At 39.9% G+C, this 20,695-nt stretch carries 24 protein-coding genes and 2 tRNA genes; 5 read left to right on the forward strand and 21 right to left on the reverse strand.

Translation table 11 applies throughout. The annotated features are described in order from the left end of the window. Position 1: 1 nt before the first annotated feature. The 13 genes from purB to N2257_04485 form a co-directional block, all read right to left on the reverse strand. Positions 2-1,297: an adenylosuccinate lyase gene (purB, locus tag N2257_04425; GenBank protein MCX7793635.1), complete on the reverse strand. Its 1,296-nt coding sequence runs from the start codon at positions 1,295-1,297 to the stop codon at positions 2-4. A 3-nt stretch (positions 1,298-1,300) separates the two neighbouring features. Further along, on the reverse strand, positions 1,301-2,032 hold the full coding sequence (locus N2257_04430) for a metallophosphatase family protein (protein ID MCX7793636.1): 732 nt from the start codon (positions 2,030-2,032) through the stop codon (positions 1,301-1,303). After that, positions 2,032-2,463 (reverse strand): transcription antitermination factor NusB, encoded by a 432-nt coding sequence (nusB, locus tag N2257_04435; GenBank protein ID MCX7793637.1) that lies wholly within the window; start codon positions 2,461-2,463, stop codon positions 2,032-2,034. Before nusB ends, N2257_04430 begins: the two co-directional genes overlap by 1 nt. Before the next feature lie 3 nt (positions 2,464-2,466). Then, positions 2,467-2,928 (reverse strand): 6,7-dimethyl-8-ribityllumazine synthase, encoded by a 462-nt coding sequence (ribE, locus tag N2257_04440; protein ID MCX7793638.1) that lies wholly within the window; start codon positions 2,926-2,928, stop codon positions 2,467-2,469. A gap of 13 nt (positions 2,929-2,941) precedes the next feature. Then, complete coding sequence (locus N2257_04445; protein MCX7793639.1) at positions 2,942-4,150, reverse strand: bifunctional 3,4-dihydroxy-2-butanone-4-phosphate synthase/GTP cyclohydrolase II; 1,209 nt, start codon at positions 4,148-4,150, stop codon at positions 2,942-2,944. Between the two features lie 11 nt (positions 4,151-4,161). After that, complete coding sequence (locus N2257_04450) at positions 4,162-4,785, reverse strand: riboflavin synthase (protein MCX7793640.1); 624 nt, start codon at positions 4,783-4,785, stop codon at positions 4,162-4,164. Beyond that, positions 4,785-5,108, reverse strand: coding sequence for a hypothetical protein (locus N2257_04455; protein MCX7793641.1), 324 nt, complete (start codon positions 5,106-5,108; stop codon positions 4,785-4,787). Before N2257_04455 ends, N2257_04450 begins: the two co-directional genes overlap by 1 nt. Continuing rightward, on the reverse strand, positions 5,105-5,716 hold the full coding sequence (gene lepB / locus N2257_04460; protein MCX7793642.1) for a signal peptidase I: 612 nt from the start codon (positions 5,714-5,716) through the stop codon (positions 5,105-5,107). Before lepB ends, N2257_04455 begins: the two co-directional genes overlap by 4 nt. Continuing rightward, positions 5,717-7,513 carry a translation elongation factor 4 gene (gene lepA / locus N2257_04465; protein MCX7793643.1) on the reverse strand — a complete coding sequence of 599 codons (1,797 nt, stop codon included), beginning with the start codon at positions 7,511-7,513 and terminating at the stop codon, positions 5,717-5,719. Then, positions 7,514-8,476, reverse strand: a complete 963-nt coding sequence (locus N2257_04470; GenBank protein ID MCX7793644.1) for an ROK family protein — start codon at positions 8,474-8,476, stop codon at positions 7,514-7,516. Positions 8,477-8,810: 334 nt separating this feature from the next. Beyond that, on the reverse strand, positions 8,811-10,325 hold the full coding sequence (locus tag N2257_04475) for a cytochrome c3 family protein (GenBank protein ID MCX7793645.1): 1,515 nt from the start codon (positions 10,323-10,325) through the stop codon (positions 8,811-8,813). Between the two features lie 300 nt (positions 10,326-10,625). Then, on the reverse strand, positions 10,626-11,858 hold the full coding sequence (locus N2257_04480; protein ID MCX7793646.1) for an ABC transporter permease: 1,233 nt from the start codon (positions 11,856-11,858) through the stop codon (positions 10,626-10,628). A 4-nt stretch (positions 11,859-11,862) separates the two neighbouring features. Further along, positions 11,863-13,077, reverse strand: coding sequence for an ABC transporter permease (locus N2257_04485; protein MCX7793647.1), 1,215 nt, complete (start codon positions 13,075-13,077; stop codon positions 11,863-11,865). A 159-nt stretch (positions 13,078-13,236) separates the two neighbouring features. Here N2257_04485 and N2257_04490 point away from each other — a divergent pair, with 159 nt between their 5' ends. From N2257_04490 to N2257_04500, 3 genes are all read left to right on the forward strand, one after another. After that, positions 13,237-13,386 (forward strand): hypothetical protein, encoded by a 150-nt coding sequence (locus N2257_04490; GenBank protein MCX7793648.1) that lies wholly within the window; start codon positions 13,237-13,239, stop codon positions 13,384-13,386. 298 nt (positions 13,387-13,684) lie between these two features. Further along, positions 13,685-13,999: a DUF4261 domain-containing protein gene (locus N2257_04495; protein ID MCX7793649.1), complete on the forward strand. Its 315-nt coding sequence runs from the start codon at positions 13,685-13,687 to the stop codon at positions 13,997-13,999. Positions 14,000-14,116: 117 nt separating this feature from the next. Further along, entirely contained in the window at positions 14,117-14,371 is a 255-nt protein-coding gene (locus N2257_04500) for a hypothetical protein (GenBank protein MCX7793650.1), read from the forward strand. 165 nt (positions 14,372-14,536) lie between these two features. Here the strand turns inward: N2257_04500 and N2257_04505 are convergent. The 5 genes from N2257_04505 to N2257_04525 all read right to left on the reverse strand — a co-directional run bounded on the left by N2257_04505 (position 14,537) and on the right by N2257_04525 (position 17,925). Beyond that, positions 14,537-14,613: transfer RNA gene (locus N2257_04505), tRNA-Arg, on the reverse strand. An 11-nt stretch (positions 14,614-14,624) separates the two neighbouring features. Further along, positions 14,625-14,999, reverse strand: a complete 375-nt coding sequence (locus N2257_04510; protein ID MCX7793651.1) for a DUF2155 domain-containing protein — start codon at positions 14,997-14,999, stop codon at positions 14,625-14,627. 200 nt (positions 15,000-15,199) lie between these two features. Further along, positions 15,200-15,292: transfer RNA gene (locus N2257_04515), tRNA-Ser, on the reverse strand. A gap of 97 nt (positions 15,293-15,389) precedes the next feature. Then, positions 15,390-17,423 (reverse strand): NAD-dependent DNA ligase LigA, encoded by a 2,034-nt coding sequence (gene ligA, locus N2257_04520; GenBank protein ID MCX7793652.1) that lies wholly within the window; start codon positions 17,421-17,423, stop codon positions 15,390-15,392. Continuing rightward, positions 17,416-17,925: a CinA family protein gene (locus tag N2257_04525; GenBank protein ID MCX7793653.1), complete on the reverse strand. Its 510-nt coding sequence runs from the start codon at positions 17,923-17,925 to the stop codon at positions 17,416-17,418. The genes ligA and N2257_04525 overlap by 8 nt, the downstream gene beginning before the upstream one ends. Positions 17,926-17,944: 19 nt before the next feature. Between N2257_04525 and N2257_04530 the strand changes: the two genes are divergently transcribed. Further along, on the forward strand, positions 17,945-18,652 hold the full coding sequence (locus N2257_04530; protein ID MCX7793654.1) for a hypothetical protein: 708 nt from the start codon (positions 17,945-17,947) through the stop codon (positions 18,650-18,652). A gap of 14 nt (positions 18,653-18,666) precedes the next feature. Here N2257_04530 and N2257_04535 read toward each other — a convergent pair whose 3' ends face one another. Together N2257_04535 and N2257_04540 are read right to left on the reverse strand one after the other, a co-directional pair. Then, a complete protein-coding gene (locus tag N2257_04535) occupies positions 18,667-18,849 on the reverse strand; it encodes a hypothetical protein (GenBank protein MCX7793655.1) in 183 nt (60 codons plus the stop codon). Between the two features lie 40 nt (positions 18,850-18,889). Continuing rightward, entirely contained in the window at positions 18,890-19,360 is a 471-nt protein-coding gene (locus N2257_04540; GenBank protein ID MCX7793656.1) for a ribonuclease H-like YkuK family protein, read from the reverse strand. A 79-nt stretch (positions 19,361-19,439) separates the two neighbouring features. Here N2257_04540 and N2257_04545 point away from each other — a divergent pair, with 79 nt between their 5' ends. Beyond that, entirely contained in the window at positions 19,440-19,967 is a 528-nt protein-coding gene (locus tag N2257_04545; protein MCX7793657.1) for a YqhA family protein, read from the forward strand. 1 nt (position 19,968) lies between these two features. Here the strand turns inward: N2257_04545 and N2257_04550 are convergent. Continuing rightward, on the reverse strand, positions 19,969-20,695 hold a 727-nt coding region (locus N2257_04550), incomplete at its 5' end, for a methionine adenosyltransferase (protein ID MCX7793658.1).

Here is a 20,695-nt window from a genome sequence, read left to right on the forward strand (position 1 = left end):
TTTAGTCCCCAAGCACCCTTTTATAAATATAATCTATATTCCTCATATAATAACCGAGATCAAAAGCCCTTTCTATCTCCTCAGGATTGAGGTACTGCAGGATATCACTGTCAGAAAGAACCAATTGCTTGAAATCCTGTTTCTCCTTCCAGCTCTTCATGGCATTTCTCTGTACATATTTATATGCTTCTTCCCCTGTAAGACCCTTTTCTGTAAGCATCAGAAGTATCCTCTGAGAATTGTAAAGTCCGTAACTTCTTGCTATATTTTCCATCATCCTTTCAGGATAGACCTGGAGATCTTTTATAATACCTGTAAGTCTTACAAGCATGTAATCAATGAGTATAGTACTGTCAGGTATTATTACCCTTTCAACTGAGGAATGGGATATATCCCTTTCATGCCAGAGGGCAATGTTATCTAAGGCTGCCATTAGATTTGCCTTTACAACCCTTGAAAGGCCACAGAGGTTTTCAGCTCCTACAGGATTTCTCTTATGGGGCATCGCCGATGAACCCTTCTGGCCTTCAGTAAAGGGTTCTTCAGCCTCAAGTACCTCTGTCCTCTGGAGATGTCTAACCTCAAGACTGATCTTTTCAATTGTTGCTGCTGTAATTGCCATTGCTGAAAGATATTCAGCATGTCTGTCCCTCTGGACTATCTGGTTAGCTACAGGTTCAGGATTCAACCCGAGTTTTTTACAGACTTTTTCCTCTATTTCAGGAGGAATGTTTGAGAATGTACCGACTGCTCCAGATATCTTTCCTGCATTGATAACATCCCTTGCTCTTTTTATTCTTTCCAAATTACGCTCCATCTCAGAATACCAGAGCAGAAATTTAAGCCCAAAGGACATAGGTTCAGCATGAACTCCATGTGTTCTACCCATACATGGAATATCTTTATATCTCAAAGCCTTTTCTTTTAGAATTGAAAGTAAATTCTTAATATTTTCAATTATAATATCAGCTGCCTCTCTCATTAAAAGGCTGAGTGCTGTATCCACGATATCAGAGGATGTGAGTCCCTTATGGACATATCTTGACTCAGGACCTATATGCTCAGACAGAGACTGAAGAAAGGCGATAACATCATGTTTTACAGTACGCTCTACTTCTTCAATTCTTTGAAGATCAAAGCCAGCCCTTTCCTTTATTTTCTTAAGAGCCTCATCAGGTATTTCTCCAAGCTCATGCCATGCCTCACACACAGCTATTTCTACCTCAAGCCATTTTTTGAACTTATTTTCTGGTGACCAGAGCTTCTGCATTACAGGTCTTGTATAACGCTCAATCATAACTCAGACTCCTTTCTTCAATCTATCAATTAATGGATAGGGCAAACCAACGTCTTTCATCTTTTTTTGAGTTTTCTCTATATCATAAGGCAGTCTTATAAAATTTATACCACTTCCATTAAAGATAGCATAACATGCCCTTGGATCACCATCCCTTGGCTGACCTACACTTCCTGCATTTATAATATACCTGCTTTTATCCTTTATCATGCAGGGCCTATCTGTTCTTATAATTAGCTCTCCCTGGTCTGTTTTTTCTACAATAAATGGTGAATGGCTATGTCCTATGAAGCAGAGCCTTTCATTGAAATAATAAAAATTAATCATAGCATCTCTAAGGGTTATTATATAATGCCACTCTTCAGGCTCCCTTGGTGAGGCATGAACTGCCAGGATATCAATTTCCTTGTACATATAATTAGACTTAAGAGGTAATGTCTTAAGAAAATCAAATGATTTTTTTGTTAAAACAGATCTTGTCCATAATATTGCATCCCTTGCTATTTCATTAAAATACTCATCAAGGGAAGGGTCTATAACCGCCCTGTCATGATTTCCTGCTACCATAGAGATACACTCATTTTTTAAGATTTCAAGAACAGCTTCAGGATCAGGGCCATAACCTACTGCATCTCCAAGAAAAATTATATTCTTTATTTGATTTCTTTTTATATCAGAAATTACAGTATTAAGGGCTTCAAGATTTCCGTGTACATCTGATATAACTGCAAGCATCAGGTCTTTTTCGTCAACTCAACCCTTGAGGCTACTTCCCTTGCAATTCTGTCAAGGATTCCATTTATGAAAGATGGGGAATCCTCTGAAGAATATCTCTTTGCTATCTCGATTGCCTCATTTATGGTAACAGGCGCAGGTATATCAGGTCTATAAAGGAGTTCATATGTAGCTAGTCTGAGAATATTTCTATCAACAGCTGCCATCCTTTCTACTGTCCAGTGCTCCGAAACACTGCTAATTATATCATCTATTTCCTTTATATGTTTTAAGGTTCCGTAAAGTAACTCTTCTGCAAAGGTCCGTATATCCTCTGCTTCAATTCTCATCGACCAGAAATCTTCAAGCTCTTTTTTATCAGGTATCTTCTTGGTGAAATCATACTGAAAGAGGAGTTGCAAAGCACATTCTCTTGAGGTTCTCCTTTTCATGGATTAAATCTTTTTAAGAACCTGTGCCATCTCAATAGCTGTAAGAGCAGCATCCCATCCCTTATTACCGGCTTTGGAGCCAGCTCTTTCAATTGCCTGCTCAATGGTATCAGCAGTAATAATCCCAAAGGTAACAGGAATGCCTGTTTCAAGACCAACCTGGGCAATACCCTTTGAAACCTCAGAGGCAACATATTCAAAATGTGGTGTAGCACCCCTTATTACTGTTCCAATACAGATAATTGCATTATAAATACCTTTTTTTGCCACTGACTTTGCAACAAGGGGGATCTCGAAAGCTCCTGGAACCTTTACAATATCTATAGACCTGTCCTCTGCTCCGTGCCTTAAAAGACAATCCTTCGCTCCCTCAAGCAGTCTTTCTGTAATAAAATCATTGAACCTGCTAACTATTATGCAAAATTTCAGACCCTGTGCCTGAAGCTCTCCCTCAATTATTTTCATGTTTATTTCCTCCTTAAACATTTTCAAGAAGATGACCGAGTTTTTTCTTTTTTGTTCTAAGATAAACAAGATTTTTATCATGGGGCTTTATCTCTATGGGAACTCTTTCAATAACCTTCAATCCATATCCTTCAAGTCCTACTATCTTTTTTGGATTATTTGTCATAAGCCTCATATTCTTTACCCCAAGGTCAACCAGTATCTGGGCGCCTATTCCATAGTCTCTGAGATCAGGTTTAAAGCCGAGCTGGATATTTGCTTCCACGGTATCAAGCCCCTTGTCTTGCAGCTCGTAAGCTTTCAGCTTATTCTCAAGTCCTATGCCCCTACCTTCTTGCTTCATGTAAAGTATAATACCCTTACCTTCCCGCTGTACCATCTCCATTGCCCTGTGAAGCTGTTCGCCACAATCACATCTTTTTGAGCCAAAGACATCTCCTGTAAGACATTCTGAATGAACCCTTACAAGAACAGGTTCATCAGGCTTTATATCACCCTTTACAAGGGCGATATGTATATTAGAATCTACATAATTTGAATAGGCAATGGCTGTAAAATCTCCATAATCAGTGGGAAGTTTAGTGGTTGCAATCCTCTTTACAAGTCTTTCTGTCCTCATTCTGTATTTAATAAGATCTTTGATCGTCACAATCTTTAGGTTATGTTTTTTAGCAAATTCCATCAATTCAGGAACCCTCGCCATTGTTCCATCATCATTCATTATCTCACATATAACACCTGCTGGATAGAGACCTGCAAGTCTTGCAAGGTCAACGGAACCTTCTGTGTGCCCCACCCTCTGGAGAACTCCGCCTGGCCTTGCCTTAAGAGGAAAGACATGACCTGGTCTTGCAAGGTCTTCAGGTTTGGTTTTGGGATCTATTGCTGTAAGGATTGTTTTTGCCCTGTCATGTGCAGAAATGCCTGTGGTTACACCTCTCTTTGCCTCAATGGATATGGTGAAGGCAGTACCATAGGGTGATGAATTTTCGTCTGTCATCATGGGTAGTTTAAGTTCTTCAACACGCTCAGGGGTAAGGCTAAGGCATATTAGACCCCTTCCATACTTTGCCATAAAGTTTATTGCCTCTGGGGTAACCTTTTCAGCAGCCATGCAGAGATCACCTTCATTTTCCCTGTCTTCATCATCAACGAGGATAATCATCCTGCCCTTCTGGAGTTCTTCTATTGCCTCATCAATAGTATTGAATTTATATTCCATAAACCTACCTCCTAATCTGCAAAACTTACTCCCTTCTGGCTTATGCCAGGAAGGGCTTCAAGGTATCTAATGACATACTTTCCTATTATATCAGCTTCTAAATTGACCCTGTCACCAGGGCCTTTAAATCCGAGGGTTGTAATCCTTGCAGTATGGGGAATTATTATAAGGCTGAAATAGTCCCTGCCTAATTCAACCACTGTAAGACTTATGCCATCAACTGCAACAGAACCTTTCGGAACAAGGTATTTCATGAATTCAGAAGGTGCTGATATTTCGAAATAGACAAGGTCTCCTTTCTGCTGTTTTGTTTTTATAATCCCTGTGCAGTCCACATGTCCTGTAACCATATGACCACCAAAGGAGCTATCTGCCCTCATGGCTGGTTCGATATTTACCCTTGCACCTGGAGTAAGTTCACCGAGATTTGTGACCTTCAAAGTTTCTTCTGAAAGGTCAAAACCCACTGCATGGTCTTTTATATCCACAACTGTGAGGCAGACTCCGTTCACAGCAATGCTATCACCTATAGAGGCTTTTTTTGAAAAAGATGTCTTTATATAAAGGCGGCTAACCTTTCCTCCCTTTATAAGGGATTGAACTGTTCCGAGTTCAATGATTATCCCTGTAAACACTACTCACCAACTTTTAACTGGAAATTATAGGTATGCTCATATACATCAAAAAGATTAACGCTCTCTGTCCAGCCCGTTTCGATAACATAATTTCCCCTTGAGCCTGATATGAGTACATCTGACTCGCTTATAGGAATACCAATTTGCTGAGCCTGTTGCATTACTGCTGGAAGTATTTCTTCCTGCTTAACCTCAAATCTTGCAATATCCTCAACCTTTGCCTTAAAACTGTAATACCTCCAGTAAGGCTCACCGAGTCTAATGCCAGAATATATGATGGCGACAAAGATGGCGAGAAAAATGAGGGCCTTTAGTATCTTCATTTTATAAGCCTCCCAATCCTGTTTAATCTTACAGTATTTCTTTCACTGTCCCATGACCAGTAGATTATCATTGCCTTACCCTTAACATCTTTTAGATCTACGTATCCCCAGTAGCGACTATCATAGCTCTGATCCCTGTTGTCCCCCATAACAAACAGTTTGTTTTTTGGTACAATATAGGGTCCGAAATTGTCCCTTGGCTCAAAGGGATTTCTGTAATTACGATCTGTATGCAGAACATAAGGTTCATTTAGGGGCTGTCCGTTAATATATACAATCTTATTTCTTTCTTCAATCAAATCACCTTCAACTGCTATCACTCTTTTTATAAAATCTCTGCTCGGGTCTTCAGGGTATTTAAATACAATTATATCCCCTCTCTGGGGTTTTCTTAAAACAAGTATTTTTCTGTCAGAGAAGGGAAGTTTTATTCCATAAATAAACTTATTCACAAGAAGATGGTCACCCACCAGCAGGGTCGGTATCATTGAGCCTGAGGGAATCTTAAAAGCCTGGACAACATAGGCCCTAATAATAAGTGCGATGAGGAGCGCAGTTATTATAGCCTCAATGTATTCTTTGAGTATCTCCTTCTTTGTCTTTTTCATCTATCCCTCCACCTTTAATACTGAAAGAAAGGCCTCCTGGGGCACTTCAACCTTTCCAACCTGCTTCATCCTCTTTTTACCCTCCTTCTGTTTTTCAAGGAGCTTCTTTTTTCTCGTAACATCTCCTCCATAGCATTTAGCAAGGACATTTTTTCTGAGTGGTTTTATCGATTCTCTTGCTATAACTCTGCTACCAATAGCTGCCTGTATTACAACCTCAAAAAGCTGTTTTGGAATCGTTTCTCTGAGCTTTTCAGCTATCTGACGTCCTCTATAATAAGCCCTGTCCTTATGTATAATCAAGGAGAGGGCGTCAACAGGTTCTCCGTTAAGGAGTATATCAAGTTTAACAAGTTCAGAAGGTCTGTAACCAATGAATTCATAATCCATTGAGGCGTATCCCTTTGAAAGTGATTTGAGTTTATCATAAAAGTCCCAGAGTATCTCATTCAGGGGTATTTCATATACAACCATTATCCTTTCCCTGCCTATATAATGAAATTCCTTCTGCTCACCTCTTTTTTCCTGACAGAGCTCAAGTATCGGTCCTATAAAATCCTGTGGCATAAAAATAGTAACCTTAACATAGGGTTCTTCGATGGACTTATATCTCTGAGGCAGCTTTGAAGGATTGTCTATGTAAAGAACCCTGTCCTGCTCATCAATTACTCTGTAAATAACAGTTGGTGCAGTGCTTATGAGGGAAAGACCGAATTCTCTTTCAAGCCTTTCTTTTATTATATCCATGTGAAGAAGACCGAGAAATCCGCACCTGAAACCAAAGCCAAGGGCACTGGATGACTCGGGTTCAAAAACAAAAGATGAATCATTCAGCCTCATCTTAAGTAGTGCTTCTTTTAGATCTTCGTATTGCTCTGAATCTGTTGGATAGAGACCGCAGAAGACCATTGGTTTTATTTCTTTGAATCCTGGAAGGGGTATAGAGGCGGGTCTTGATGCATCTGTTATGGTATCACCTATTCTTGTATCTGACACATTCTTTATACCGGCTATTACATAACCAACCTCACCTGCAATTAATTCATCGGTCTTTTTCATCTTTGGTGTAAGAATACCTGCTTCAGTGACCTCAAAATCTTTGTTATTTGACATGAGTCTTATTTTCATTCCCTTTCTCAAAATTCCATCAACAACCCTCACTATCACTATAACTCCCTGATAATTGTCGTACCAGGAGTCAAAAATCAGCGCCCTCAGCGGTGCATCAGGAGCACCCTTTGGCGGTGGTATTCTTTTAACTATCGCCTCAAGTATCTCCTCTGTTCCTATCCCTTCTTTTGCAGAAGCAAGAATGGCATCTGAACAGTCAATTGCAAGGGTGTCTTCTATCTCTCTTTTGACCTTCTCAGGATCTGCTGATGGAAGGTCTATCTTGTTTATCACAGGTATTATTTCAAGATTATTCTCCATGGCAAGATAGGCGTTTGCAATAGTCTGTGCCTCAACTCCCTGGGTAGCATCAACAACAAGGAGACAGCCCTCACAGGCTGCAAGGCTTCTTGAAACCTCATAGGAGAAATCTACATGACCAGGTGTGTCTATGAGATTTAGTATATAGGTCTTTCCATCCCTTGCCTTGTAATTAAGGGTAGCTGTATGGGCCTTAATAGTAATACCCCTTTCCCTCTCAAGGTCCATGGAATCAAGCACCTGCTCGACCATTGACCTTTTTGGAATTGCATCTGTAAATTCAAGAAGCCTGTCTGCAAGGGTTGATTTACCATGGTCTATGTGAGCAATTATAGAAAAATTTCTGATGAGCTCTCTCTTATCCATTTATAATATCAAAGCCAGTCTTGCAGCTCCGAGAAGGCCCGCATCCTCACCAAGTTCAGAGGGTATTATCTGTGTATTATCAAAAAGCTCCCTGAATGCCCTTTTCTGAGCCTCTTTTATTGCCTCCTGAACATATATATTCCACATTCCTGTTAATCCACCTGTAAGGATTATGGCCTGAGGGCTTAGTATATTTATTATATTAGCAATACCAATACCCAGGTATCTACCAGCAGCCCTTAGTACCTCTCTTGAAAAGGCATCTCCTTCCAGTGCCATCTCATATACTATCTCCGGATTTATCCTGTAGGCACTTCCTTCACAGCATGTGCTTAATCTTGTCTCTGTACCCGACATTATTCCGTGAATTGCCCTGTCAACTATTGCCCTTCCAGAGGCATAAAGCTCCAAACATCCAACATTACCGCATAAACAGGATTCACCATTTGCAACTATGGTCATATGACCGAACTCCGCTGCTAGGGGTGCAAGTGTACCGTCGCACACAATACCTCCGCCTATTCCTGTGCCCAGGGTAAAAAGTGCAAAAAAATTAAATTTTTTACCGGCTCCAAGCCAGGCCTCTCCAAGGGCAGCTGCATTTGCGTCATTTTCAATTACTACCTTTGATATGCCTGTTTCTTTTTTTATAAAATTTACAAGATCAACACCCTCTATTGATGAAATGTTGGGAGACTTAAATACTCCTGTTCTCTGATTATTCAGTACACCTGCAACTGCAATACCAATGGAATGGATCCCGGGTCTATGAAGCTTTTTTATCATCTCTACAAGATTATCGAGAGGTTCAGCACCTGTGGTTTCTTTTAATTTTTCTTCTATTGATCCATTCTCTCTGACCAGGGCAACTCTTGTGTTTGTGCCTCCCATATCAGCAGCAATTACATATTTATTTGCCATTTCTGAAACCCCTACCTCCCTGTGAATTTTTTTAGCAGGCATTCTTTCTCCTTTTATGGATTAAGATTGAGCTGAGAGATTGCGGAATCATATGAAAAAATCTCTGCAGTTAGATTAATTTTATCATAATAGAGTAAAAAGAGTAAATATTTTTAATTCAAAGATTGACGCAAAATGGGCTTGACTCACTATGGCTACTAAATTCTAGCTCAATTCACCGCTATTTCATATAACCCTTTTTAATTCATAGCATTCATGTTTTTTTTATATTAAAAATGCAGAGATAAGGCTATTTTAAAATTTAAAAATTGAAGCCCTGCTAAATGCAGGGCTTGATAATTATATAGTCATAATTAATTTGAGTGTAAATAAACTATTACTTCTTTACGCCCTTCTTAAGTTCAATCCAGTCACGCATGTGCTGGAGATTTTCTGTAAGATTCCACCATCCATTCTTAAAGGTTGAATAATCAGGAGCTCCTGTCATTGCAGAGGCGTATTTTATTGAGTTGGCATAAAACAGCCATTGCCTTATCCACATCTGTTCTACAGTCTCATCAAAGGGATTCTTTCCATGAGGAAGCCCTTCTGCTAGGTTATTCTTCCACGCATCAACAAGTAACAGTGTAGAAGCGAGTATCATGCTGTCGACCTCTTTTACTGTGTTGTCCATCTTTTCAAAGTGGTTATTTACCCAAGAGGTACTGTGACAGCTCTTGCAGATATTTTTAAACTTAGCCTCCCTTTTTGATTGTTCCTCCTGGCTTATTAAATAATCAGTCGCAGGCTCACCTGTAAATGTAGTGGGAAGTGGTAGTCCATCTTTGTTTCTTATAATAGATGTATCTCCCTGTTTTGGCTGCGGATGGGAATAAACAAGTCCGAACAATCTTATCCAGAGCCTTGAGCCAAAATCATGGGTTCTTTCTGCAATAACAGTTTTTCCATCAGGTGCAGTTATAAGGCTATTATGGCATGCAGAACATGTTGGAGCCTGAAAATCTTTCCCAGCCTTCCAGGGCACTGCATTAAAATCCCATTCCTGGTACAGCGAGGCATAAATATTTCCATGCTTGCTTTCTTTGTAAACATTATAGGCAGGCACATCAGGCTCTAAATGGCACTGTCCGCAGGTTTCAGGCTTCCTTGCAATTTTTATAGAAAAACTGTGTCTTGGATGACATGCTGTACAGGCACCCATGCTTCCATCAGGATTTATCCTGCCAACTCCCTGATTGGGCCAGTTAATAAGATCAGGAACCTTTATCTTACCAAGCTTTGTCTCTACCTCTTTCAAACCCTTAACCTTTACCTCAGTGCCGTGACAGCTGAAACAGGTCTCCTGCTTGGTAAAGTCTGTTGATTCCTTCTGTATTATCCTGCTATCCTCAACAGCCTTTTTGCTTATTACTGTTTCAACGAGTGCATGATACACAGGATTCTTTGTTAGATTCCCTGAAGCATGTGCCTTTTTACTTCCGGAGTATTCACTGGCTTCTACAGGATGACAGGTTGAACAGTCATTTATGGATACAACAACATTGATCCTGTAACCCATGTGATCAAAGCTATCTCTGTGTTTATCTGTATTCAGGCTGTGGCACTCATAACAGCCAACAACTACATTTTCAAGTTTTGAATCAACCTTTTTTGAAGAAATCCTTCTTTCAATTTCAGGCTTTTTTAGTGCCATGGAGGGAGATGTTTTAGAGTGAAGACTGTTCATCCAGTCCTCAACTATTCCAGGAGTATAAAATTTATGACATCCTACACAGCTTTCCGTCTCCTTGCTAATTGGTGGAGACTTCCTTTTTTCTATCTTTGTCTGTGCGAATACAAAGGCTGGAATTAATATCAAAGCTACAGCAAACAAAAAAATTAATTTTCTCATTTTCTTCCTCCTTTTTTTAGAAATTAAGTCTATTTTTAATTGCTCTCACAGATATTAACTATAACTTTCTTCATTGCTTTTCAACATCTATAAAATTATCTTATTCGTGTTTGTTTTCCTTCTAACTTTTAAAAATATTGAACTGAAATCACAAAAAATAAAACAAGATTTATTACTGATTATAAGAACAGCAGCTCCTTTCATAAAAAACATATATCATAATAAAAATCAAAGTGTCAAGAATATAAGATATTTACTTATAAGTATTCATAGGCTTGAAGGAAAGGCACAGCCTAGCCTTTAATGTCTTATAACCTGGAGGGGTTCAAAGGTTGTTGCCCTTTTTGATGGATATATACCTGCAAGAATACCTATTGAAATGGATGCAATGGTTGAAAATATAATACCTATTACTGAAATGGAAAATGGTAGACCGGTCAGGTTAAAGATTATTGCACTTGTAGGTAAACTTACCGCAAGACCAGTCATTCCTCCAGTAAGGGAGATAAAGGATGATTCCATGAGAAATTGAATTATTATATCCCTCTTTGTTGCACCAACAGCCCTTCTTATGCCTATCTCTACCTTTCTTTCATTCACGATCAATATCATGATGGAGAGAATTCCAATCCCTCCTATAAGGAAAGATATTACTGCTGAAATTCTCCCGAGGGTCTTTATAAGTGTTATTGCCTGTGTCTGGAGTGTCATTACATCCTTCATGTCTATTAGGGTAAAATCATCTTCCTTTTCTTCTTTTAACCTGTGCTGTTTTCTGAGAATATCTCTTATTTCTGATTTAGCAATGTCATTGTATCCACCAGGCCTTATCTTCACATATATGGTATTTATATAATCTTTATTTACAAGCCTTCTTAAAAAGGTACTCAGAGGAACAAAGACCTGATTATCCTGGTCAACACCTGAGACATCCACACCCTTTTCCTCCATCACTCCAACTACCTGAAAGGCTACCCTGAAGATAAGTATATTTCTGCCGATGGGATCTTCATCTCCAAAGAGTTTTCTTGCAACTGCCTTTCCAAGAACCGCAACTCTGTTAAGCTCTCTTACATCATCCTCTGTGAAGAATACTCCATCTTCAACACTGAAATTTCTTATAGCACTGTAATTTGGCATAACACCTATAACAGGAATATTTGACAGACTGGTGCCACCATATCTTACAGGGAATGCCTTGCTTGATGAAGGCGAGACTTCAATAACAGATGTTGCTCCTTTCATTATTGCATCAGCATCTTCTATTTTAAGGGTGGTCGATTCAGAAAGTATCCTCATCCTCGCACCGAACCTTCTGACAATGCCGCTTCTGACAACCACTATGTCCTTGCCAAGTTTTTCAGCCTCAAGTTCTGTCTTTTTCACAAGTGATTTTGAGATATTTGCAACTATAATAAGGGAAAAGGTTCCAAGGAAAACGCCTGATATTGCAAGCAATGTCCTTACCCTGAAACCACAGAGTGAACCGATTGCTATCTTAAAATTAAGAAATATCCAGGAGTATATCTTCATTGTTCTATCCCCTGATTGCCTCTACCGGATGAAGCTCAGCAGCCTTTCTTGCAGGCTGGATACCAAATATCACTCCTACAAGCCATGAAAGGACAATGCCGATTGTAAAGGCCTTCCAGGAAAACTTCATGGGAAACTCAAAAATAAGGGTAAGAACTTTTGAGCCTGCAACCGCCAGGATGAAACCCACAAGACCTCCTGAGGTTGTCAATATCACTGCTTCACCGAGAAACTGGAGAAATATGTCTCTCTTACTGGCACCAACCGCCCTTCTTATACCTATCTCACTAATTCTTTCTCTAACTGACAGGAGAAATAGATTTGCAAGTACGAATCCCGCCACAATCAGTGATATGAGCCCTGTAACACCCAGAAAAGCAACGAGCGTGCCTGTAAGTGCTACGAGGAATCTTGTTATCTCTTTTGGTGATACTATTCTGAAATCATCAGGCTCGCCCTCTTTGAGCCCGTGTCTCTGTCTGAGTAGGTGTCTGAGTTCATTTATATAAAAATTAAGATTTTCCCTGTCCTCAAACCTTATTCTGAAGGCTGAGATAAATCTTGTCTCATTCTGAAGTTTTCTCATAACAGTTGTGATTGGCATTATTATCCTGTCATCAAGGATGTCTCCTCCAGGGCTTGTTCCCCTTTCTGAAAGAACACCAACTACCTGAACAGGTATCTTTCTTACAAAGATATATTTTCCAACAGGGTCTTCATCTCCAAAGAGCTGCCTTACCACATGAAGACCCATTAGACATACGTTTTTCATTCCCCTTACATCTTCTTCTGTAAAATCAGAGCCCTGTATAACTGGCCAGGTCCAGACCCTGCTGTACTGACTTGTTGAACCGATTACAAGGGTCTGGTGTCTTTTATTTTTGTAGGATACATTTACCTCCCTTACAGCAGTCATCGGTACAACCAGATAGGCAGTGGAAAACTCCCTTCTTATAGCCTCAACATCTTCAAGTGTAATTGTTCTCTGCCTCTGACCGAGTGCCCTGATCTCCTCTGAACCACCGAAGACAAGGAGTGAGTCAGGTCCAAAGGCAGCAACTATTTCAAGAGCCTTTTCATAGGCTCCCTCTGTGGCTGCAACAATTATGGTAATGGATGAAACACCGAGGCCAACGCTCAAAAGACAGAAGAGTGTCCTCAATTTAAATGCCCTAATTGCTCTTATGGACTGAGAGAGTATATGTATAAAACGGTCCATCTTTAATATGATAGCATATGAAACAATAGTGCATCATGGAGGAAAAAGTATTGACAGACTTTTTATTTAATGATATTTTTACTAGTGAGGAATACAGTAAATGTAAATTTTATATTTCTGTTATCTTTACTATGCTTTTGAGCATGTGAGGATGGAACAATGGATGAGAAGTCACAGATTTGCATGATAATGGTAAAGGAGGATAAATCCTATAAACAAGCAGATATTGAAAGGGTTCTCAAAAAAGACTGGCCTGAGTTACTTGAAATAAAAAAACTTCAACGGAAAAGATGGAACAGCCACTTTTGATATTGGTGACTTTCATGCGGGAATAGGTCTTGTTCCTATACCGTTACCACCTTCAGAACTGGAATATCCTATCAATACAGCTATTTTCTGGGAAGATGCTGCTGAGAAGATTTCAAAACATAAAAAACATTATGTCATATTCACTGCCACAAAAAATAAAGACAGGACAATCATTGATGTTAATATAATTCTTACAAAATTAGCTAATTCCTTAAGTAAGTATTTTGATGCAATAGGAATATACTGGGGGGCTTCTTCACAGGTATTCTCAACTGAACTTTTTGATAAATACAGTAAATTGCTAAAAGATAATGTTTTGCCTTTGCCAGTATGGATAAAGGTCACTGGCTACAGAAAAGATAATGGTAACCTTTATCTTTACACTTTAGGTATGAAAAATTTTAATCACAGAGAAATGGAAATAATGGATTACAGAGGTAATTTTTCTGATGGCTATTTCTTTATGCTCGAATTAGCAAATTATCTGATGACCAGAGGTCCTGTTATAAAGGATGGAGACACGGTAGGTTATTCTGAAATAGAAAAAATTAAAATTAAATTTAAAAAATCCGAACTGGATGAAGATGAAGAAGTAATGAGTATTTTATTCTAACCTTGAACATCATAAATTACTTATAGGTAATGTAAAATTTTCTGTGTAAAATTAAAGAAAAAGGGGTGTATCCTCCATAATTAACAATGAATTTCTCAAAGAAAGGAGGACACACCCATGGCAGTGAAAGAACTCACTGACCTAAGTTTAACAGATTTATGGAGGGAATATCAAAGGAGTTTTAAGGATTTTTGGCAATTAAGTGATGAAGGGATTAAGGGCATGAGAGTTAGGTTATTAGAGGAGGCTTTGAAGGCAGAGCAGCTTGAGTATATAGGGTGTTTTGAGTATGAGAGGAGTGCAGGGAGGATGGATTACAGGATATTCACAGCAGTAATTAGCCAGTTAAATGAACATTGGCGGATAATTTAATAAGACAGGCCTTTGTGGTAAAAATGAAAGGTAATATATAGCAGGTTTTCGTTTACACAGAAGGCTTATCAAAACTTGACATGAATATGGAACAGATTAGAGCAGAATAAGGATTGACCAAACCTAAAAAGTTTCTCGAATTTTTTAGTGTAATTCTAAAAACTCTGGCGCGGCCAGGAGGATTTGAACCCCCGACCTACGGATTCGTAGTCCGCCGCTCTGTCCAGCTGAGCTATGGCCGCACCTCATAAGATTAACTCTTTTTAATTCCTTCTTTCAGGGTAATCCCGTACTTTTCGTGCTGGAATGGATGGATTGTGGGAAACTTTGAATATAGCCAACCCTTGAAAATCTCTTTATCGCCCTCATATACAATCACTCTTACAGCAGGATTGTTTGGCTCATTTGATGATGAGGTTATGGTAAGGCCATCCATCTTGAAATCAGGAAGGAATTCTCCAACCTTTATCTTAAGGTTTGAACCCGGTATTTTGTATTCACTGTTTAATTTCACAGTTACCTCTGAGGTCTTTCTTGCAATCTTATCCTCAATAAGGAGTTTTACAGCATCCCATTTCCCTTTTACAGCATCTGGCACTATTACCTTTGTCTCTCCAGGTGGCATCATAATACCTGTACCTGGTCCTGCAGGAGCCTGTGGAACCGGTTGTTCCTCTTTCTTCTTGCATGCACAAAGGGAGAACGCGATTAAAAAAGCTGCAATCAGTAGAAAAAGTTTTTTAGATATCCTTTTAGACCTCCTTTGTTCATTAAAGCCCTGAAAATCAGGGCTGCTTCTGTCCGAATCCTGATATCAGACCCTTTCTATGGCGGAGAGGCAGGGATTCGAACCCTGGGTGAGGTTTTACCCCCACAACCGCTTAGCAGGCGGCTGCCTTAGACCTACTCGGCCACCTCTCCAGTCAGATAATTATAACATAGTCATAACGGTTTGATACTCGGGCAAAGAGATTCGGTCGGTTAGAAGGACTAATTATGCAGTGTTCATAAAAGGCTTTTATTCAGATATCCTGCCCCGATCTACCATTTTCAGAAAATCCTCGTAACTTATGGTCCTCACCCCAAGGACTTTTGCTTTTTCAAGTTTCGAGCCTGGTTCCTCACCAACAATCAGGTAGTCTGTACTTTTGGATACTGATGAGGAAGCGTGCCCTCCAAGATTTTCTATAAGTTCTTCTATCTCCTTTCTTGGCCGTGGAAGGGTTCCGGTGATTACAAAGGTGAGACCTTCGAGGGGTCTTTTCTCCTTAATTTTCCCTTCGAAGTCCGGATTGGTAATCTTCAGTCCCATCTTCTTCATTGTTTCAAGGGTCTTTATGTTTTCAGGATTGTTGAAGAAATCGTATATAGATTTTGCAATCTTTTCACCGATCTGGGGTATCTCTGTGAGTTTTTCCAACTTAACATTGTAGAGGTCTTCAAGGGTTCTGAAATGTCTCGCAATTACCCTGGCTACGTATTCACCAACATGTAGAATGCCGAGGCCAAAGAGGAATCTTGCAAGGGTGGTCTTCTTACTCGACTCTATTGCATCTATCAGGTTCTTGGCAGACTTATCAGCAAATCTGGGAAGCTTCAGAAGGTCTTCTTTTTTAAGTTTGTATATATCTATAAAGTGTTTAATAAGACCCTGTGAATAAAGTAGCTCCACGGTCTTTTCTCCAAGCCCTTCTATATTCATTGCTCCTCTGCTTGCAAAGTGTATTATCCTTTCCTGAACCTGAGCAGGACAGTTCATGTTTATGCACCTTACAGCAACCTCCTCGGGTTCCCTGACCACCCTGCTTCCGCATTCAGGGCACCTCTCGGGTATAGGAAAAGGCCTTTCCCTTCCGGTCCTCTTTTCCTTAATAACCATCACCACATGGGGTATTACATCTCCAGCCCTTTCAACAAGTACAGTATCACCTATCCTTATGTCCTTTCGTTCCATCTCGTCCCAGTTATGAAGGGTTGACCTTGTAACAGTCACCCCGCCAATCCTTACCGGTTCAAATATTGCATAGGGTGTAAGCACTCCTGTTCTTCCCACAGATGCCCTTATATCAATTATCTTTGTGGTCGCCTGGTGAGCCGGAAACTTGTAAGCTATTGCCCATCTGGGTTCACGGGTCTTTATACCAAGAGCCTTCTGGAGAGAAAAGTCATTTACCTTGATTACTGCTCCGTCTGTTTCAAAGGGCCATTTATCACGCATTGCTTCCATTTCTTTTATTATCTCTAATACCTGTTCTATATTTTTCGCCTTCCTTACAATTGCAGGTACGGGGAATCTCTTCTCTTTTAACCATTCAATAAACTCCATCTGACTTCTAAATTCCTTTCCCTTTATTGCACCCACTCCATAACAGGCAAGATGAAGTTTTCTTCTTGCCGTTACAGATGGATCAAGTTGCCTAACAGAGCCCGCAGCTGCATTCCTTGGGTTGGCAAAGAGTGGCTCTCCTGCTCTTTCCCTTTCTTTGTTCAGTCTTTCAAATTCATCTATATTCATGTAAACCTCTCCCCTTATGTCTATCTCTTCAGGCACATCATCTCCTTCAATTCTAAGAGGTATTGATCTTATGGTCTTTATGTTCTGGGTGACATCCTCTCCTTCGTAACCATCTCCTCTTGTGGAAGCCCTCTCAAGAAGACCTCTTACATAGCTAAGCTCAATAGCAAGACCATCATATTTTGGCTCCACAGTGTATTCTATATCCTTGGTAATGCCGAGGAATCTCTTTACCCTCCTGTCGAATTCCCTTACCTCTTCATGGCTGAAGGCATTGTCAAGGGAGAGCATTGGTTCTCTGTGTCTGACCTTTTCAAATTTTTCAAGTGGTGGAGCGCCTATTCTCTGAGTCGGTGAATCAGGCAGGATGTAATTGTATTTTTCTTCAAGCTCTTTTAGTCTTTTAAAGAGTCTGTCATATTCCTCATCTGAGATAACAGGGGAGTCAAGGACATAATAACGGTAATTATGATAATTTATCTCATCAACAAGTCTTTTAATCTCCGCCTTTATCTCTTCAGTCAGTTTCTCAGCCATATGAACTCTCCTCCATTATTTCCACCAAAAACTCAAGGGCCTTTAAGGATGCCTTTTCTTTGTTATCCATCCTGTCACCACTAAGCCTCAGCTCCTTTGTCCAGGTCTTATCTTTGTGGGCTACACCGATATACACAAGACCCCTTTCTTTTCCCTCGAGTACATCCGGTCCAAGATTGCCTGTGGTAGAAAGACCAAAATCAGAGCCAGTTATCCTCATTATTGATGAGGCCATTAGGGCAGCTATTTCTCTGCTTATTACACCAAATCTTGAAATGCTATCTTCATATATACCCAGTATTTTGCCTTTTGCCTTTATTGAATAGGTAACCGCACCAGCCTCAAAAAAGAGGCTAGCACCTGGAAGGGATGTAATGTAGTGGCTGATAAGACCACCTGTACAGGATTCGGCAATGGATAGTTTTAATCCCCTTTTTCTGAAGGCAGTGTGAACTCTTTCAACAATCGATAGAGGTAAACTTTCTGTTACAAGCGCTTTCATAATTTTATTATAATACCATATGCTCATTTTTAAGACAGGCTCTATCTTTTTCTCCTTCCTTATCTCGCTACTCCTATCCTCTATCTCCTCGGCTGCCATAAATGTTGAGGACAGACTCTGTATAGCTGGCGATGAGATTATGCTCAGCGCAGAGATAAGAAAGGGCCTTTTCAGAAAAGGCGGGGTGATTGTGGAATTTTTTATTGATGGCAGGTCAGCGGGCAGAAGTCTTTCAGGTGGTGATGGAGTTGCCTACAGAGCTTTCACTGCGCAGAAAACAGGGCTTTTCAGAGTCACTGTGACGACTGAAGAGGAAAGGGCAGAAGGACTCTTGCTCTGTCTTAAAAGAGGACAGGCTATATTGCTCATTGATATCGAGACACTTAAGGAAAATCCCTTTTCTCTAATACCCCGAAAGGATAGCAGAGAGGTTATCAGGAGGCTCAAGAGAAGATTTCCTGTTGTTTATCTCTATGCTGGTTTGATGTCCGGAAAGGACATTAAAGAGTGGCTGATGAAAAATGGATTTCCTTCAGCACCTTTACTTGCTTTTCATGAAGGTATATTTTCTCATATTCAGGAGCTCGGTCTTGCAATCAGGGCAGTTGTTGGTTCGGCTCAGGTTGCCAAGAGTGCAGGTTCATACAGAATCAAGACCTTTGCCTTTGAAGATATAGAGGGAGCTATCGAGGTTGACTCCTGGCTTGAGCTTGAGAAAAAAATATGACTGAGGATCAAACCCTATTTTATAGCCGAGATAAAATCCTCTATCCTCATCGAAGGCGATATCCTGAATGCCTTCTCAAGGATAGCTGCTTTTTCAGCCTCTGTCTTTGCGAGTTTATACCTTTTCCTTAATTTCCTGAGTTTTTCTCTTCTGTTTCTTCTTCTTCTGAGTTCAGCCTCTCTCCACTGTCTTGACATAGAATTTATTTATCATAAACAGGCCATGGATTTCAAGATGTTATCCTGAGTGCCTGTCTGCCACCTTTGATGCTCCAAAGGAATCTGGCTTTGTAACAGCCACATATCCTGACCCAGCAACCATTCCCACTACCTCCTTAATTATATCCTTTGTTTCACCATTCTCACCCACATCAATGTGAATTTCCACAGGAAGTTTTGCGTAACCATTCTGGGAAAGTTTCTGCCTCAATAGTTCAGCAATCTCAAGGCTCAGTGTTGTCTCGAGCATTATCCTCTGTCTCAGATTTTTAATCTTTTTATGTCTGATTTTTCTGTAGAAATATCGTCCGCCTGAACCCTTTCTGTGTATAACTATTGCAACAACAAAGGTTGTTTCATCTCCAAGGAATGAGTCGCTACCTATAATCAAACGATAGCGTCTATGGGGTTCCTGTCCTATGAATTCCACGAGTTTTGAAAATACGCCATCAAAGGTGAGGCTCCCTGAGGTGGGGCTGTAAAATATCATTCTTTCTTGCGAAGCACTTTCCATTTTAATAATTTTAAAACCTTTTTAATTAAAAAAACAAGATATGCTATACTATTTTATGCTTACAAAACTGGAAAGGATATTTGAATGGCTCCTTTGGGAGAGCAGGTTTTTTATTATTCTTGCTGTAGTGGCCAGTATCGCCTCTGCTATTTTACTTATTGTGCTTGGGACTTATGATATATTTATTCTTCTTGAGGAGTTCTTTCATGTCTTTTCTAACAAAGAAGTTTATGAGGAATTTCACAAGCGTGCTGTAGCCCATATAATAGGGGCAATAGATTTTTATCTTATAGCTACTGTACTGATTATATTTGGTGTGGGACTTTACGAGCTCTTTATAAGCAAAATAGATTATGCAGAACAAGATACCAGATCATCGAGAATCCTTGTGATACACAGCCTGGACCAGCTAAAGGAAAAGCTTGCAAAGGTTATTATAATGGTTCTTATAGTTACATTCTTCAAACATGCCCTGGGTCTGAAATACGAAAATGTTCTTAATGTACTTTATCTTGGGGCAGGAATACTTCTTGTAGCCCTTGCCCTGTATTTCACACATAAAGGTGATAAATCTAAGCACTGATCTAACAGACAGGATACTTACCTCTTGCAAGGTCAAAACAGAATCTTCCGATTCCCTCAAGCTCTCTTTTTATAACTGCCTCAGCCTTTTCCTTTACATCTTCTAATCTCACTCCTTTCTCAAGGAGTATCTGGGCATTTGCCATCTGTGGTCTGTCAATTGGTGTACCGATTCTGCTTAAAAGAAGTACATAGACCTCTTTAATCCCCTCTATCTCCTCATAAATCTTCTTTGCTATTCTGTGAGAAAGGATATTGTATATTTTCCCAACATGGCTCACAGGATTTTTACCTGCTGCTGCTTCTGTTCCCATAGGCCTGTTCATTGATATAAGGCCATTTACCCGGTTGCCCCTGCCAACCTGACCTGAGTCTGCATCCTCTGCTGATGTGCCAAGAAGACTGAGATAGACACCACCTATCCCCCGTTCTCTTTCATCAAGGGTATTGTAATTAATCTCAATAATGCTGAAGTCTTTTGAGAATTTTCTAATAAACTTTTCCATCTCAGCCTGTATAGTGTCTTTCCTTAAGAAATACTCCTGCTCAGAACCTATGTATTGTGCGATAAGGGGCATTGCCACGGTGAGGTCAAGTCTATCCTTTCTTCTCAGTCCCATAACCTTCACATCCTCGCCTGTCTCAGGAAATTTTTTCTTAAATCTCTCTGAATTGAGATACTGTTCAAGCTCTAGCACAGCCCTCTCAGTTGATGATAGGGGATAATAT

The organism is Thermodesulfovibrionales bacterium (assembly GCA_026417875.1).
Taxonomy (GTDB): domain Bacteria; phylum Nitrospirota; class Thermodesulfovibrionia; order Thermodesulfovibrionales; family CALJEL01; genus CALJEL01.

What these genes read in the sequence shown, in the direction of transcription:
- N2257_04455 (MCX7793641.1), bottom strand. Translation starts at nt 5,108, where the DNA reads ATGAAGATACTAAAGGCCCTCATTTTTCTCGCCATCTTTGTCGCCATC.
- lepB (MCX7793642.1), bottom strand. Translation starts at nt 5,716, where the DNA reads ATGAAAAAGACAAAGAAGGAGATACTCAAAGAATACATTGAGGCTATA.
- N2257_04485 (MCX7793647.1), bottom strand. Translation starts at nt 13,077, where the DNA reads ATGGACCGTTTTATACATATACTCTCTCAGTCCATAAGAGCAATTAGG.
- N2257_04535 (MCX7793655.1), bottom strand. Translation starts at nt 18,849, where the DNA reads ATGTCAAGACAGTGGAGAGAGGCTGAACTCAGAAGAAGAAGAAACAGA.
- N2257_04490 (MCX7793648.1), top strand. Translation starts at nt 13,237, where the DNA reads ATGGATGAGAAGTCACAGATTTGCATGATAATGGTAAAGGAGGATAAA.
- nusB (MCX7793637.1), bottom strand. Translation starts at nt 2,463, where the DNA reads ATGAAAAGGAGAACCTCAAGAGAATGTGCTTTGCAACTCCTCTTTCAG.
- lepA (MCX7793643.1), bottom strand. Translation starts at nt 7,513, where the DNA reads ATGGATAAGAGAGAGCTCATCAGAAATTTTTCTATAATTGCTCACATA.
- N2257_04525 (MCX7793653.1), bottom strand. Translation starts at nt 17,925, where the DNA reads ATGAAAGCGCTTGTAACAGAAAGTTTACCTCTATCGATTGTTGAAAGA.
- N2257_04510 (MCX7793651.1), bottom strand. Translation starts at nt 14,999, where the DNA reads ATGATGCCACCTGGAGAGACAAAGGTAATAGTGCCAGATGCTGTAAAA.
- N2257_04545 (MCX7793657.1), top strand. Translation starts at nt 19,440, where the DNA reads ATGCTTACAAAACTGGAAAGGATATTTGAATGGCTCCTTTGGGAGAGC.
- N2257_04540 (MCX7793656.1), bottom strand. Translation starts at nt 19,360, where the DNA reads ATGATATTTTACAGCCCCACCTCAGGGAGCCTCACCTTTGATGGCGTA.
- N2257_04430 (MCX7793636.1), bottom strand. Translation starts at nt 2,032, where the DNA reads ATGCTTGCAGTTATATCAGATGTACACGGAAATCTTGAAGCCCTTAAT.
- N2257_04470 (MCX7793644.1), bottom strand. Translation starts at nt 8,476, where the DNA reads ATGCCTGCTAAAAAAATTCACAGGGAGGTAGGGGTTTCAGAAATGGCA.
- purB (MCX7793635.1), bottom strand. Translation starts at nt 1,297, where the DNA reads ATGATTGAGCGTTATACAAGACCTGTAATGCAGAAGCTCTGGTCACCA.
- ligA (MCX7793652.1), bottom strand. Translation starts at nt 17,423, where the DNA reads ATGGCTGAGAAACTGACTGAAGAGATAAAGGCGGAGATTAAAAGACTT.
- N2257_04530 (MCX7793654.1), top strand. Translation starts at nt 17,945, where the DNA reads ATGCTCATTTTTAAGACAGGCTCTATCTTTTTCTCCTTCCTTATCTCG.
- N2257_04475 (MCX7793645.1), bottom strand. Translation starts at nt 10,325, where the DNA reads ATGAGAAAATTAATTTTTTTGTTTGCTGTAGCTTTGATATTAATTCCA.
- N2257_04500 (MCX7793650.1), top strand. Translation starts at nt 14,117, where the DNA reads ATGGCAGTGAAAGAACTCACTGACCTAAGTTTAACAGATTTATGGAGG.
- N2257_04445 (MCX7793639.1), bottom strand. Translation starts at nt 4,150, where the DNA reads ATGGAATATAAATTCAATACTATTGATGAGGCAATAGAAGAACTCCAG.
- N2257_04480 (MCX7793646.1), bottom strand. Translation starts at nt 11,858, where the DNA reads ATGAAGATATACTCCTGGATATTTCTTAATTTTAAGATAGCAATCGGT.
- ribE (MCX7793638.1), bottom strand. Translation starts at nt 2,928, where the DNA reads ATGAAAATAATTGAGGGAGAGCTTCAGGCACAGGGTCTGAAATTTTGC.